This is a genomic window from Streptomyces sp. NPDC101776 (genome assembly GCF_044766845.1).
In the GTDB taxonomy this organism is placed as follows: Bacteria; Actinomycetota; Actinomycetes; order Streptomycetales; family Streptomycetaceae; genus Streptomyces.
The window spans coordinates 1-15,168 of the sequence record NZ_JBIWMV010000004.1 but is presented as its reverse complement, the minus strand read 5'-3'; the positions used below and the strand labels follow the sequence as shown (position 1 = coordinate 15,168).

Here is a 15,168-nt window from a genome sequence, read left to right as displayed (position 1 = left end):
CTGTGCGCGGTACGAAGCGGTGCGCACGGCATGTACGGAGCGTGCGCGAAGCCGTGCCCCTCGCGCCGATTTGGCCGAAAATCGCCCCTGCCTCTCGGCGCCGAATACCGCTCCTACCACGGGAGTTGAGGGCGCGTTAGGTGTTTTGGGGGAGCGTATCGGGGGCGCATTCGCGTCGCGGACGTAGGGTCTTCCTTGTCCGGTTGTCCCTCGTCCAGGGCGTCTTCACGCGATCTCAAGCGGCTTCTCCGGCCCTCCGGAAGGCGTCCTTCATGGCAGCATGGTGCCCAGTTCGTGCGGTGCACTGGTTGTCCACAGCCTGTGGAGGCGTCGATGCGGTGGTTGGTGGGATGGAGCAGTACCGCCGCTGGAGCCGCCGCGATCGGTTCCGCGGGGGCGACCGGGCTCGACGGTGAGACGGTGCACCCGGTGGGGTCCCAACTCCTGTGGGGAGACCCGGATCCGCTGTGGGCGGTCGGCGACTGGCGGCCCGACGAGGTACGGGTCGTGAAGGTCGACGCCGAGACGCGGATCGCGGTCCTCGGCACCTGCGGCGCCTCCGACGAGGAACTGCGGCTGAGCCTGTTCTCCGCGCGCGGAGGGGCACTTCGGCATCTGACGGCCTGGTCCGGCAGCTACACGGCGGTCGTCAAGGTCAACCGCCGCACCATGGTCTGCGGCGATCTCGCGGGCGCCAAGCCGGTGTTCTACACCCCCTGGGCCGGCGGTACGGCGTACTCCACGGCCGCGCTCCCGCTCGCCGACCTCATCGAGGCCAACCTCGACTTCGGTCACCTCGCCGCGCTGCTCGCCGCCCCGGACGTACCGGCCGCGCTGCACGACTCGACGCCGTACGCCGGGGTACGGCGCATTCCGCCGGGGCATGCGCTGGTGCTGCGCGCCGGGGCGCGCGAGATCGCCGGGTACGAGCCGGTCGCCTCCCTCGCCGTCGCCGCGGCGGCCGTCGACCCGGACAGCGCGGTGGACGCCGTACGGGACGCACTCGTCGACGCGGTGCGTACGCGCCTGTCCGCGCCCCGGCACGTTCCCGACATCGACCCCGGGCCCGTCCCCGGGATGGGGCCCGCCGAACGGCGTGCCGCGCGTGGGATGCCCGTTCCCGGGATCGGGGCGGACCTCTCCGGGGGGCCCGCCTCCGGGACGCTGGCTCTGCTCGCCGCCGGGCTTCCGGGAGCTCCGGGCACGGTCCTGGGGCACGGCACCGGCGCGGGCGAGCGGCTCCTCGCCGTCACGTTCAACGATCTCGCCGTGCCGGGGCGCGAGTCCGAGGTGGAGCGCGCGGGCACCCTCGCGGCCAACCCGCGTCTGCACCACGTGGTGGTGACCGGCGGCGAGGACGTCCTGCCGTACGCCGAACTCGACGGCCCGCTCACCGACGAACCCGGCCCCTCCCTGATCACCGCGGCCCGCCACCGCGCGCGGCTCGCCGCGGGCAGCGCCGACCACTTCACCGGGTACGGCGCCCGACAGGTCCTGGACGCGCACCCGGCCCGCCTCGCCGACCTCCTGATGGACCGCAAACGACGTCATCTGGTGCGCCCGGTGGCCGCGTTGGCGAAGGCGGACGGTTCGGTGATGGTCCCCGGGCGCGTGTACGGTGCGGCCCGCCGCCTCGCCCGTACGCCCTACGGCGCGGGACTCGAAGTCCTCGCCGACCGACTTCTGCAGAAGCGCTTCGACGAGCCCGGAGGCGCGGTCGGGGCCTCCCTCGCGGCGCTCACCTGGGCCAGACCGGGGCCCGCCGCCCGTTGGCTGACCGGTGAGGCCCTGGCTGAAGTATCGGTTCGCCTGCAAGGTGCGCCGAGCCGTCAGGGCAGCGGCCCGGGCCAGCGCCCCGGTGACTTCCGCGCGCGTGCGGCCCTCGCCCGTCACGCCTCCGACCTCCGCATCCTGGAACAGGCCGCCGAGATCCGCTCCCAGCGCCTGCACACCCCCTTCCTCGACAACCAGGTGGTCCGCGCCTGCCGGTCCCTTCCCGAGGCGCTACGGGTGCAGCCGGGCGCCCGCGCGGCCATCCTCCGTACGGTCCTGGAGGGCGCCGGCGTCGGGGACCTCCCGCCCGGCTGGGGCGCCCCCTCCCACGCGTCGGCGGCGGCCGCGGCCCGCAAGGGCCTGCGGGTGTCCGCGGACTCCCTGATGGACCTCTTCGCCACACCTCTGCTCGCGCAGGCGGGTCTGGTGGAGGCCCGCGTCGTCCGCAAGGCGCTGCGCGCGGCGGCCCAGGGAGAACCACTGCCCCTGGACGGCCTCGCGGACCTGGTCTCCCTGGAACTGTGGCTGGGCCGACTGCTCGCCCGCCGGGGCACCTGCTGGACCGGAACACCCGCACGCGCGCGTGCGGTGCCGGAGGGGATCAGGCCGCAGCGGGGGGCGCTGGCCTCCGGCGGGTGAGCGGGGGCACCTGAAGGGTGCTGTGTTCTGCCGGTCAGGAAAGCTGCGCGACACCCGGTCGGATGCCGGTGACGATCGACATACGGGGCCGCACACCGCCACAAACCGCCCTCCGCCCCCGCCCCACCGCGAAACGCCGTGACCTTGTGCCGCCCGCCCGGGGACAATGACCCGGTGCGGTACAGAATCCTGGGCAGCACCCGGGCGGAGAACGAACACGGCACCGACGTGCCCCTCGGCGGCGCACGCCTGCGCGCGCTGCTCGCCGTGCTCGCGCTGCACCCGGGGCGGGTCGTCCCCTTCGGGACCCTGATCGACGAGGTGTGGGCGGAGGAGCCTCCCCAGGACGCCCCCGCCGCCCTCCAGGCACTGATCGGCCGCCTCCGACGCACCCTCGGTAAGGATGCGATCGCCTCCGACCCAGGCGGCTACCGGCTCGCGGCGACCCGGGACGACGTGGACCTGTACGTCTTCGAAGGGTTGGTGCGCCAGGGCACGGCCGCCCTGGACCGGGACGACGCGACCGCCGCCGCCCGCGAACTCGGCGAGGCGCTCGCCCTGTGGCGCGGGCCCGCGCTCGCCGACCTCCCGGACAGGTCCGCCGCGGCCCGCCCCGAGGCGCTGCGCCAGGAGGCCACCCGCGCGCGGGTCGAGGCCGGCCTCCTGCTCGGCCGCGCCGCCGACGCCGTACCGGAGTTGAAGGAACTGACCGCGGCGCATCCCTACGACGAACCGCTGCACGCCCTCCTCATCCGTGCCCTGCGCGACTCGGGCCGCGGGGCCGACGCGCTCGCCGCGTACGAGGCGGCCCGGCGCGCGCTCGCCGAGGGGCTGGGCACCGACCCGGGTCCGGAACTCCGGGCGCTGCACGGTGAGTTGCTCACACCGTCGGCGACGGCGAACGCGGCGCCCGTTGCCCCCGTGCGGCCCGAACGCGACGGCAACCTGCGTCCGCGGCTTACCTCTTTCGTGGGCCGGGAACCCGAGATCGCCGCCATCCGTTCCGAATTGCACAGGGCCCGTCTCGTCACGCTCACCGGACCGGGCGGCTCCGGAAAGACCCGTCTCGCCGAGGAAGCCGCCGCCGGGCTCCCGCAGGCGTGGCTGGTCGAGCTGGCCCGGCTCGACCGGCCGGAGGCGGTGCCGGGCGCGGTGGTCAGTGCCCTCGGTCTGCGCGAGACCGCCCTGCTGACCACCGAGTTGATCACCACACAGGACGACCCGGTCGCCCTGCTGGTGGAGTACTGCGCCTCGCGCGGCCGACTCCTGATCCTTGACAACTGCGAACATGTCATCGGCGCCGTGGCCGACCTCGCCGAGACCCTCCTGACCCGCTGCCCGGGGCTCACGATCCTCGCCACCAGCCGTGAACCCCTGGGCGTCCCCGGCGAGTCCGTGCGCCCGGTCGAGCCCCTCGTCCCGGACCAGGCGCACTGCCTCTTCGGGGAGCGCGCCGCCGCAGTCCGCCCCGACGCGGCGACCGTGCTCCAGGACACGGAGGCGGTCGCGGAGATCTGCCGGCGCCTCGACGGCCTGCCCCTGGCCATCGAACTGGCCGCCGCCCGGCTCCGGTTGCTCACCCCGCGCCAGATCGCCGACCGCCTCGACGACCGCTTCCGCCTCCTCACCACCGGAAGCCGCACGGTACTGCCCCGCCAGCAGACCCTGCGGGCCGTCGTCGACTGGTCCTGGGAGCTGCTCGACGAGCCCGAGCGGACGGTGCTGCGCGAGGTCTCGGTGTTCGCCGGCGGCTGGGACCTCGCGGCGGCGGAGGCCGTGTGCACCGGCCCCGCGGCCCATCTCATCGGGTCCCTGGTCGACAAGTCCCTGATCGTGGCCACCCCGGGAGAGGCCGACGGCGGCATGCGCTACCGCATGCTGGAGACCATCCACGAGTACGCCGTCGAGCGCGCCGCCGAGACCCCCGGGCCGCGAGCCGCGGCCGAGCGCCGGCACCGCGCCTGGATGCGCGCCCTCGTCGAGGAGGCCGAGCCCCTGCTCCGCTCCGGCGACCAACTCCCGTGGATCGCCCGCCTGGAGACCGAACTCGACAACATCCGGGCCGCCCTCGCCCGCTCCGTCGCCGCGCGCGACGAGGCGGAGGCGGGCGCCCTGGTCCTCGCCGTCGGCTGGTTCTGGTGGCTGCGCAACTACCGCCCAGAGGGTGCGGAATGGGTGATCCGCGTCCTCGCCCTGACCACACCGGAGGGGTCCGACCAGGACCCGTACGAGGCCTACGTCGCCGACCCGGAGGCGGACGCCCGCCACCCCCTGCACGGCCGGCGGATGGACCTGCGGCTGCTGAACCTCTTCCTCAGGGCCGAGTCCGAGCTGCTGGGCCGTACGGCGGACGGCCTGCTGGACGAGCGCATGTGGGAGTACATGAAGCTGATCCAGGGCTTCTTCGCCGCCGGCGGCCCACATGCGGCCCGGATGCCCGGGCTCATCTGGCCGCTCACCGCCTACTTCCTCACCGAGACGATGGACATCCGGCCCGCCATGGAGGCGGCGGTCGTCAACGTCCGTGCCCACGGCGGCGATTGGGAGAACGCGGTCCTGCTGATGTTCCGCACGCACCTCCTCGTCGACTCCCCGGGCGGCATGGCGGGCATCGACGAGGACCTGAAGGCGCTCAAGGTGCTCTGCCGACGCGTCGGCGACCGCTGGGTGCGCGCCCAGGTCTCCAGCGCGGTCGGCGAGGCCGCCATGGTCCGCGGCCGCTTCGAGGAGGCGAGGACGGCGTACGAGGAGGCACTGGAGCTGGCCTACGAGGTCGGCGCCTACACCGAGACCCCGTTCCTCGTCGCCCGCCTCGCCGAACTCGCCTTCCGCGCGGGCGACCGCGACAGCGCGCTGGCCGGCCTGGACGAGGCGACCGAGGAGTCCGAGCGGCACGGCGTACCGGACGCCCGCGCGTTCGTCCTGATGCTGCGCGCGCACATCGCCCTGGAGGACGGGGAGATCGCCCACGCGCGGGAGTTGAGCGACCGGGCCCGCGCGGAGAGCGAGAAGGGCACGCCCCCACCGCAGTTCAAGGCGGGCCTGAACGGGATCGCCGCCCTGGTCACGGCCGCCGAGTCCGGTCCGGGGCCCGGCCTGGCGATGATGACCGTCACCCTGCGCGAGGCCGTGGAGCAGAACTGCGCCGACGCGCTGATCGGGATGCTGGTCGACCAGGCGGCCCTGCTCTGTGCCGAGCTCGGCGAACTACCGCGCGCGGTACGGCTGTTGGCCGTGGGCGACCGCTGGCGCGGCGGCCATCCGCGCCCCATGCCGGAGCGCGCCCGGGTCGAGCGCACCGAGACCACGGCCCGCGCCGGCCTCGGCGCCGAGCGCTACGCCGCCGAACGCGCCCGCGGCGAGACTCTCACGATGGACGAGGTACTTGCCGAACTGCCCAACTCTCCCAGTACCCCTAGCGGCAGCTCCGGCAGCACCTCTACCTGCACGTGAACTTCGACTCCGCCCAGTCCGCCAGCGCCAGGCTGTCGAAGGAGCTGTGCGGTTCGACCACCAGCCGTACGGTCGTGCGCCCGGAGATGTCGACGTGGACGGGCACCGCCGGGTCCCCGCCGGCGATCTCCCCGGACCGCCACAGCCGGACCCCGTCGGCGTACACCGAGAAGGTGACCCTGCCGATCCCGAGCGTCATGTCGTCGACGCCGACCGTCGCGTCGTAGGAGACGCACGGGCGGTTGAGGTCGATCGTGACGGAGGAGCGGCCGTGCACGGTCACCCCGTGCGCGTACCGCGTGCCGCCGATCGAGACGCCGTAGCGCTGCCACACCCAACTGCTCGCGCCGAGCCGGATCTCCGGGGCGGTGCCGTCGCCGTTGACGTTGTAGGAGAGTTCGCTGACCTGGAAGATCGTCGGCGCGGGTGGGGGCGTCGGGGTCGGAGTAGGGGTGGGACTGGGGGTCGGCGTGGGGGTGGGTGTGGGGGTCGGCTCCGGGGTCGGGGTCGCCTTCGGGGCGGGACTGGATCTGGGTGCGGGGGTGGGCGACGGGGTCGGAGTGGGCGTCGGCTTCGGTGCCAACACCACAGGTTCCTGGGCGGGTTGCCTCTTCGGCGGCACCGGGGTCGGTGACTCGGGCTTGGCGACGGGGGAGGACGAGGGCGCCGTTTTCGCCTCGGGCGACTTCGGGGGGTGGTCGGTGCCGCCGGTCAGCGCGAGGGCGATCGCCGCCGCGGTGGCCGCGGCGACCACACCGGCCGCGATGCCCGCCTTCACCGGCGCGCCGAGCCCCTCGGACGCCGCCGCGCCCCCGGCACCGGCCCCGCCCGACGAGCTGCCGCCGGCCGCGGCGGACGCACCTGCGGCACCCGCCCCGCCGGACGAACTCCCGCTCGCCGCGGCAGCGGCACCCGCGGCACCGGCCGCGCCCGCTCCCGCGCCGCCCGCGATGAGGGCGACCGCCTTGGCGTACCCGGCGGCGCCGAACCAGCCGATGACCGCGACCGGGACGACCGCCGGGATACCGCTGGCGACCTCCTCGATCTGCAGCGCGGCCAGCCGGCACTTGGCGCACTCCTCCAGGTGCTTGCGCAGCCCCCGTTCGGCGCGCGTGCGCAGCCGGCGGCGGGCGTAGGTGCCGAGCTGGTCGGCGTAGCGCGCGCACTCCTCGTCGTCGGTGAGGGTGGCGCTGACGTGGGCCTGGAGATAGGCCTGCTTGAGCCCCTCGCGGGCCCGACTGGCCAGCACACGCGTGCCGTTGGCGTCGAGCCCGAAGAGCGTGGCGACGTCGCTCGGCGACTCGTCCTCGACCTCGGTGTGCCACAGCACGGCCTGCCACCGCTCGGGCAGCGACCGGAAGGCCTGCATGGCCATCGACTGCTCGGCCACGTGCATGGCCCGCACATCGGCGCCCAGATCGATGCCCGCTCCGAAGGAGCCGATGGATGCGGTGTCGTCCGACACTTCCGACACGCGCGCGGACTGCGCTGCGAACACCGCGAAGTCGTCGACGAGTTGCTCGCGCTTCGCAGACTTCGTCCAGTTCGCGGCGACGCGCCGGACGGAGGTCAGCAGATAGGCGCGTACGGCGTGCTCGGGCCCGGACCCGCCGCGCACCGCCTGGAGCATGCGGGCGAACACCTCGGCGGTGAGATCGTCGGCGGTGTGCCCGTCCCGGCAACAGGTGCGGGCGTAACGGCGCACGGCGTCCGCGTGGCGCCGGTACAACTCCTCGTACGCCGTGTCGTCACCGGCACGCATCCGCTCGATCAACGAGGCGTCGGCGGGGGGCATCTCCAGCGGGGGCGGCAGGACACCGCCGTCACGTGGTGGCAGCACACTGCCCTCGCGCTGCGGCGGGACGCTGCCCTCCCCGGGATCGCCACCCCGGGGGGCAGCACTCTGGGGGACACCGCCCTGGGGAACACCACTCGGCCCACCCTGACTCGGCACCTGTGGTGAGGTCAGCCCACCGGCCTCCGGGTCACCGTCACCCAGTGACTCGTCACGCCCGTCAACGCTCATCGCGGAAAGCCCCCGCCGCCTGCCCAACCAGCCCAACCAGTCCCGAACACCGTGTCAGCGTAGCCATATTGGCTTTTGTTCAGGACCCCGTCATGCAGACCTTCCACTCATCCGTGGGGACTTCCCGCAACGCAGTACTAGCGTTCACCCCTCCGGGGAAGGATCAACTGTCGTACGTGCGCTGGGAGTTGACGTCGATGCCCGTAATGCCGGAAATGCGCCCAAGGGTCATGTGGCGCGTGGACGGCACGGGGGCCGCGCTCCACAGTCACCTATTCGAGTCACGCGGGCGCCAGGCCGTCCGGCACCTTTTCGGCGCAGGTCGACATCACTCAGCGCGTCCGGCACCCTTTCGGCGCAGGCTCACAAATTCAGCCCGTCCGGCACCTTTCGAGACGGGCCCACAAATTCAGCCCGTCCGGCATCTCTTTGGCACAGGCCCGCACAATCAGCCCGTCCGGCGCCTTTCGACACGGGCCCACAAATTCAGCCCGTCCGGCGTTTGAGGACGAGGCCCCTTCAGGGCCGAAGCGGGGGTCTGGGGGCGCAGCCCCCAGGACCGGCACCCCCACCGGACGGCACCCCCACCCGACGGCGTCCTCTCACAACGGCCGAGACCGCAACCCCTCCAGCAAGATGTCCAGCAACCGCGCCGACGCCGCAGCCTGCTGCGCAGCATCCGGCAACGAAGGCGCCGCCGTGGCGATCACCAGCAACACATCCGACACCGACACGTCCGCCCGCAACTGACCCGCCGCCCGCGCACGGTCCACGAGTTGCCCCACGACCTCCAGCAGCGCCGTCGCCCCGGCGTCGTAACCGGGGCCCAAGGACCCCGCCGACTCCTCCGGCACCAACCGCAACTCGCCCGTGCCCGGCTGCGTCCGCTGCTGCGGCACCCGCGCCTCGTCCAGCAGAGCGCCTTCGGCGCCCTCGTCGGCGACGCCCACCCGCAGCACCTGCGGCGGCAGCAGTCGCCCCGCGCCCGAGGCCACCGACGTCCGCAGGAAGCGCGACAGCGCCGACCACGGCTCGTCCTCCTGGCCGAGCGCCGAACGCGCCTGGTCGGTCAGCCGGGAGGTCTCCTCCTCGGCTATCCGGCGCACCAGGACGTCCTTGCTCGGGAAGCGCCGGTACACCGTGCCGACACCGACCCGCGCGCGTCGCGCCACATCCTCCATCGGCGCCCCGTAACCGAGTTCGCCGAAGACCTCACGCGCCGCCCGCAGCACGTGCTCCAGATTGCGCTGTGCGTCCACCCGCAACGGCGTCGTCCGCGAGGAGTCCCCACGTCCGTTTCCCGCCGCTCCGACCGCGCCGCCGGATGCGACGGCTGACGCGGATGTCCAATGAGAATCCTGAATATGCATACACGTTCCCCCGGTTAATGACGTCTCCCCCCGGAGACTCCCCGCCATCGGCAGCCGGAGCATCGTGAGACAAGCCCGGTTCGCGAGCCCCGCTCTTCGCGGACTCGCTGAGCACATCCCCCTTCACCCCGTCGACACACGAACATAGTTGAGAGGGGGTCAATTCAGAAGGGGCAGGTTCCGCACGGAGCGCCCCCCGATCGGAGTACGGGTCGCATACGCCCCTATTGCACCCTGGGGCACCACCCCGATCACCCTCACTGACCTGCGAACCTGCCCTCAACGACGGCACTTTCGGCACCCCCACGCACCCTCCGCCGCCGGTCACACAATTTGTCGAGGCTGTGGACAAACTCCAGCGCCGGGTGCGTCATGGGATGGTGAAGGAACGCGCGCGCATTCTCGTTGTCGGTGGCGGCTACGTCGGGATGTACACGGCCCTGCGCCTTCAGAAGAAGTTGAAACGTGAAATCAAGCGCGGGCAGGTCGAGATCACCGTCGTCAGTCCCGACCCTTACATGACGTATCAGCCGTTTCTCCCCGAGGCCGCCGCCGGTTCGATCTCCCCCCGCCATGTCGTCGTCCCGCTCCGCCGAGTGCTCGGCCAATGCCGGGTCATCATCGGCGAGGCCACCGCCATCGACCACGGCAAGCGCACCGCGACCCTCAGCACCCTCGCCACCGAGGAGGAGGGCACGGGCACCGAAGAGCTGTCGTACGACGAACTCGTCCTGGCCCCCGGCTCGATCTCGCGCACCCTGCCGATCCCCGGACTCGCCGACCACGGCGTCGGTTTCAAGACCGTCGAGGAAGCCATCGGCCTGCGCAACCACGTCATCGAGCAGATGGACATCGCCTCCTCCACCCGCGACCCCGCGATCCGGGACGCGGCGCTGACCTTCGTCTTCGTAGGAGGCGGTTACGCCGGCGTCGAGGCGCTCGGCGAGCTGGAGGACATGGCCCGCTACGCCGTGCGCTACTACCACAACGTCGACGCCGACGACATGAAGTGGATCCTCGTGGAGGCCTCGAACCGCATCCTCCCCGAGGTCGGCGAGGAGATGGGCACCTACACCGTCACCCAGCTCCGCAGACGCAACATCCAGGTCCTCCTGGAGACCCGCCTCGAATCCTGCGTCGACCGCGTCGCCGTCCTCAGCGACGGCCAGCGCTTCCCGACCCGCACGCTCGTGTGGACGGCCGGCGTGAAGCCCCACCCCGTCATCGCCGCGACCGACCTCCCGCTCACCGCGCACGGCCGCCTCAAATGCACCGCGGAGCTGACGATCGAGGGCGCCACGCACGCGTGGGCCGCGGGAGACGCGGCGGCCGTCCCCGACGTGACCGCCGACCGGCCCGGCACCGAGACCGCCCCCAACGCCCAACACGCCGTACGCCAGGCCAAGATCCTCGGCGACAACATCGCCCACTCCCTGCGCGACGAGCCCCTCCAGACGTACGCCCACAAGTACGTCGGCTCGGTCGCCTCCCTGGGACTGCACAAAGGCGTAGCGCAGGTCTACGGACGGAAGCTGAAGGGCTACCCTGCCTGGTTCATGCACCGCGTCTACCACCTGAGCAGGGTGCCCACCTTCAACCGCAAGGCCCGCGTGCTCGCCGAATGGACCCTGGCGGGGCTCTTCAAACGGGAGATCGTCTCCCTCGGTTCACTCGAACACCCCCGAGCGGAGTTCGAACTCGCGGCCGGTGGAAAGCCTCCGCACGACCCGAAGGGGTCGAACTGAGCGGACCGAGGAACTCCACGGGCCGCCCCGGCGTCTGACGAATATCGACCGGGTCCGCCACACTGCCAGACTGGCCGCGACCGATGTGCGGCTCCCGCCGCGTGGCCCCCGGACCCCCGGCAGGGTCCGGAACCGGCCGACGACATCTACACGAGGCAAGGATTCGTGAACTTCACGCGTTGGAGCGCCCGGCTCCCCGGAACGCAGCGCCGCGCCGCGGCGCGGACCGACCACCCGGTCACCCCGGACCGGCGGGGAGAAGGTTCCGTGCCCGCGGCCCGCGCCGAGCAGCTCACCGACGAGCCGCCGCCGGTCCCCGCCGTCGACGACCTGCCCGTCCGCGAGGTCCTCGACCGCGTCCCGGCCCTCGTCGCCCTCGTGCACGGCCCCGACCAGCGCATCGCGTACGTCAACGACGCCTACACAGCGGCCTTCGGGGACCGCCCCCTGGGCGCACCGGCCCGCGAGGCACTCCCCGAGTTCGACGAACTGGGCCTGCTCCCGCTCCTCGACCAGGTCCTGCGCAGCGGCAAGCCCCGCACCCTGAAGTCCCGCAAGGCCCCCGGCGGCCGCTCGTACACGTTCACCTGCACCCCGGTCGCCAAGAGCCCCGACAGCGCCGAGGGCGGCGTCCTGGTCTTCGCCACCGACGTCACCGACCACGCCGAGGCCGCCGAGCGCCTGCGCGCCAGCGAACGCCGCCAGCGCGAGACGGCGGTGACCCTCCAGCGCTCCCTGCTCCCGCAGGAACTCGAAGAGCCCGACGACCTGCGCATCGCCGCCACCTACCAGCCCGGCGGCACCGAGGCCGCGGTCGGCGGCGACTGGTACGACGTGATCACCCTCGGCGGCGGCCGCACCGCCCTGGTCATCGGCGACGTCATGGGCCGAGGCGTCCGCGCGGCGGCCGTCATGGGCCAACTCCGCACCGCCGTCCGCGCGTACGCCCGCCTCGACCTGCCCCCGCACGAGATCCTCCAGCTCCTGGACGGCCTCGCCACGGAGATCGACGCCAACCAGATCGCCACGTGCGTGTACGCCATCTTCGACCCGAACGAGGGCCGCCTGGTCTACGCCTCGGCGGGCCACCTCCCGATCCTCGTCCGCGACGAGTCGGGCACGGTCCAACGCGCCGACGAACCCACCGGCCCCCCGCTCGGCACCGGCGGCTGGATCCACTCCTCGGGCACGATCGCCCTCAGCCCCGGTTCCACGGCGGTCCTCTACACGGACGGCCTGGTGGAGCGCAGGGACGAGGACCTCGACGAGGGAATCGCCTCCCTGGAGCGCGCGTTGGCCGGCGCCACCGGCACCCCCCAGGTCGTCTGCGACCGCCTGGTCCGCTCCCTCGGGGTCACCGCGGACCACGACGACGACGTGGCCGTCCTGGTCGTCCGCCACCCGGCCCGCACCGGCCCGGCCGGCGAACTCTTCCGCAACGCCGCCCTGGAGCTGCTCGGCGGAGTGGAGGCGGCCCCACGCGCGCGTGCGTTCGCCTCCGGAGTCCTCACGAGCTGGCGCTTCCCCACCGAACTGCACGACCTCGGTGTCCTGGCCGCGAGCGAACTGGTCGCCAACAGCCTCCAGCACGGCACCCCACCCATGCGCCTGCGCCTGCGCCGCACCGACCGCCGCCTCATCGTCGAGGTCACGGACGGCGACGACCACCTCCCCCGCCGCCGCCGCGCGGAACCGGCCGACGAGTCCGGCCGAGGCATCGCGATCGTCGCCACGATCGCCTCCAACTGGGGCTCCCGCCGCACCCCCGGCGGAGGCAAGGCGGTCTGGTGCGAGTTCGTCCTCCCCAAGACCGCCCAGGTATGAGCCCTACGCCTCGACTCCGACAGGCTCCACAGCCCCCCGAGCGACGACCCGACTCCCCTTCGCCCGCCACGGCTGATCCTGTACGGCGGTCAACTGCCGCCCCAGCCGCACCGCGAGCAGACTGATCCCCAGCGAGAACAGGAAGAACGTCACGACGTACGGCGCCGGCAGCGAGGCCCCGAGCGGCCCGCCCACCGCGGGCCCCAAGGCCAGCGCGAGCTGCTTCACCAGCGCGAAGGCCGAGTTGTACTGCCCGGCCATCCCCTCCGGCGCCAGATCGGCGACCAGCGGGGCGACGGTCGGCGACAGCATCGCCTCACCGAGCCCGAACAGCGCGTACGTCGACACGAACGCGGCCGTAGCCATCTCCTGACTCCCGTGCCCGAGCCCCGCGAACCCGGCCGTGACCCACGCCAGCGCCCAGATCAGCCCTACGGCCGCGATCACCCGCGACCGCCGGCGCCGCTCGACGAACTTCAGCACCGCGAACTGCGCGACCACGATCATCGCCGTGTTCGCGGCCAGCGCCGTCCCGAGCGCGGACGTCGAGATCCCGGCCGCCTCGACCCCGTACGCACTCAGCCCCGACTCGAACTGCCCGTAGCAGGCGAAGAACAGCACGAAGCCGAGCACGCTCAGCTGCACCATGGCGCGGTTGCCGAGCAACTGCTTCCAGGCACCCTTGGCCGACTGCGCGGGAGCGTCACCGATCGCGGGCGAGTGCGGCATCCGCACGGTCGACACCACACCGGCGAGCACCAGGAACATCGCCGACTCGATCCCGAAGAGCAGCGTGAACGAGGACGCGCTGGTCGTGTCGACCAGATGACCGCCGATGAGCCCGCCGACGCCCAGCCCGAGGTTCTGCAGAAAGAACTGCATGGCGAAGGCACGAGACCGAGTCTCGGACGTAGAACAGTCCACGATCATCGTGGCGAGCGCCGGCTGCATCACGGCCTGCCCGGCCCCCAGCGCGGCAGCCGACAGCAGCACCGCCGTAGCGCTCCCCGCCAGCCCCAAACTCATCGACCCTACGGCGGCCAGGACCAGGGCGACGATCAGAACCGGCCGCGGGCCACGCCGGACGATGGCCCGTCCGGCGAACGGCAGCACGATCAGCGCGGCCACGGCGAAGACGGCGAGTACGAGACCCGCCGTCATGGATCCAAGGCCCCGCACCTGCGCCACATAGACGTACAGGTAAGGGACGGTGAAGCCGAGCCCGAACGCGCTGAGTGCGTTGCCCACGTGGATCCGGCGCATCGCTGCGCCCATCGCCCTGGTCACGGTCACCTCAATCAGATAGTTGGTCCTCTCCGGTACTTCTTAGTGCCGAAGACTTCGAAGCTAAACAGTACATCTAGAAGGACTTCAACGCCAAGCGACCCCGTGCGATACTGACGCCCATGGGCGAACCGACACTCGACGAGCAGATCGCCGCCTACCAGCGCGAGTTCAAGGACCTCGACCCCCAGGTCGAGCAGATCGTCTCGGCCCTGGGCCGCCTGACCCGCCGCATGAACGTCGCGTACGGCCGCCAGACCGCGAACCTCGGCATGAGCAGCTCCGAGTGGGAGGTCCTCAAGGCCCTCGTCCTCGCCGGCGCCCCCTACCGGATGGGCCCGAGCGACCTCGCCAAGCGCCTCGGCCTGACGCCGGCCGCGATGACCCACCGCATCGATCGCATGGTCGCCGAGGGACTGGTCACCAGAGAGCGGGACGAGTCCAACCGCGTCCGCGTGATCGTGGAGCTGACACCCGAGGGCCGCGGCAAGTGGCTGGAGGCGATGCGCATGGCGACGGTCTTCGAGGAGGACCTCCTCCAGGACCTCTCCTCGGAGGAGCGCACTGTCCTCGGCGAGGTCCTGACCCGCCTGCTGCGCAGGGTGGAGCACGCCCAGCCGGACGCCGGCGGGCGTCTGAGTGACCTGGACTGACCGCGGCCGGGCCCGATCCGTCTCGCAATAAAAGATCTTGACAGAGGGTGCTTGACAGGCCCTTGCTCGATCCGTAAATTTCTTCGGGTTGCCGCCGAGCCGTAACGGTTCTCCGGCAGCACCTCCGCCGCGACAGCGGCAACCCAAACCAACCGCACGATCTCCCAACGGGATTGATTTCGGCGTGCCCGAATTCAATTCGATTTGGGCTCGGCTGTGTTCGATCAGGTCACTGGACCTCGATTGGAACTCCGCCGGGGGAATCGGCTAAGGTTTGAGACGTCGGAACGGCCCAACGGCCGGGAGGGCAGCCCACTCTGACTGGGAATCAGGCCCGAAAGGATCTGGTAGAGTCGGAACCGCCGGAAAGGGAAACGCGGAAGCGGAAACCTGGAAAGCAC

At 72.2% G+C, this 15,168-nt stretch carries 8 protein-coding genes; 5 read left to right on the top strand and 3 right to left on the bottom strand.

Annotation, left to right across the window (positions count from 1 at the left end; translation table 11 throughout):
* Window positions 1–333 precede the first annotated feature (333 nt).
* Window positions 334–2,412: an asparagine synthase-related protein gene (locus ACIRRY_RS15175; protein WP_403972316.1), complete on the top strand. Its 2,079-nt coding sequence runs from the start codon at window positions 334–336 to the stop codon at window positions 2,410–2,412.
* Window positions 2,413–2,586: 174 nt separating this feature from the next.
* Window positions 2,587–5,865: a BTAD domain-containing putative transcriptional regulator gene (locus ACIRRY_RS15170; protein WP_403972314.1), complete on the top strand. Its 3,279-nt coding sequence runs from the start codon at window positions 2,587–2,589 to the stop codon at window positions 5,863–5,865.
* On the opposite strand, the gene ACIRRY_RS15165 is transcribed toward ACIRRY_RS15170, so the two are convergent.
* Together ACIRRY_RS15165 and ACIRRY_RS15160 are read right to left on the bottom strand one after the other, a co-directional pair.
* Window positions 5,852–7,891, bottom strand: coding sequence for a sigma-70 family RNA polymerase sigma factor (locus tag ACIRRY_RS15165; RefSeq protein WP_403972312.1), 2,040 nt, complete (start codon window positions 7,889–7,891; stop codon window positions 5,852–5,854). The genes ACIRRY_RS15170 and ACIRRY_RS15165 overlap by 14 nt on opposite strands.
* Before the next feature lie 602 nt (window positions 7,892–8,493).
* Window positions 8,494–9,261 carry a TetR/AcrR family transcriptional regulator gene (locus tag ACIRRY_RS15160; RefSeq protein ID WP_403972310.1) on the bottom strand — a complete coding sequence of 256 codons (768 nt, stop codon included), beginning with the start codon at window positions 9,259–9,261 and terminating at the stop codon, window positions 8,494–8,496.
* Between the two features lie 377 nt (window positions 9,262–9,638).
* On the opposite strand from ACIRRY_RS15160, the gene ACIRRY_RS15155 reads away from it, so the two are divergent.
* Together ACIRRY_RS15155 and ACIRRY_RS15150 are read left to right on the top strand one after the other, a co-directional pair.
* On the top strand, window positions 9,639–11,006 hold the full coding sequence (locus ACIRRY_RS15155; protein WP_403972308.1) for an NAD(P)/FAD-dependent oxidoreductase: 1,368 nt from the start codon (window positions 9,639–9,641) through the stop codon (window positions 11,004–11,006).
* Window positions 11,007–11,171: 165 nt separating this feature from the next.
* Window positions 11,172–12,830: a SpoIIE family protein phosphatase gene (locus ACIRRY_RS15150; protein WP_403972306.1), complete on the top strand. Its 1,659-nt coding sequence runs from the start codon at window positions 11,172–11,174 to the stop codon at window positions 12,828–12,830.
* A 3-nt stretch (window positions 12,831–12,833) separates the two neighbouring features.
* Here ACIRRY_RS15150 and ACIRRY_RS15145 read toward each other — a convergent pair whose 3' ends face one another.
* Window positions 12,834–14,117: an MFS transporter gene (locus ACIRRY_RS15145; RefSeq protein ID WP_403972304.1), complete on the bottom strand. Its 1,284-nt coding sequence runs from the start codon at window positions 14,115–14,117 to the stop codon at window positions 12,834–12,836.
* A 119-nt stretch (window positions 14,118–14,236) separates the two neighbouring features.
* Here ACIRRY_RS15145 and ACIRRY_RS15140 point away from each other — a divergent pair, with 119 nt between their 5' ends.
* The gene (locus ACIRRY_RS15140) at window positions 14,237–14,767 is read left to right on the top strand and encodes a MarR family winged helix-turn-helix transcriptional regulator (RefSeq protein ID WP_403972302.1); all 531 of its coding nucleotides are present in this window, start codon (window positions 14,237–14,239) and stop codon (window positions 14,765–14,767) included.
* Window positions 14,768–15,168 lie beyond the last annotated feature (401 nt).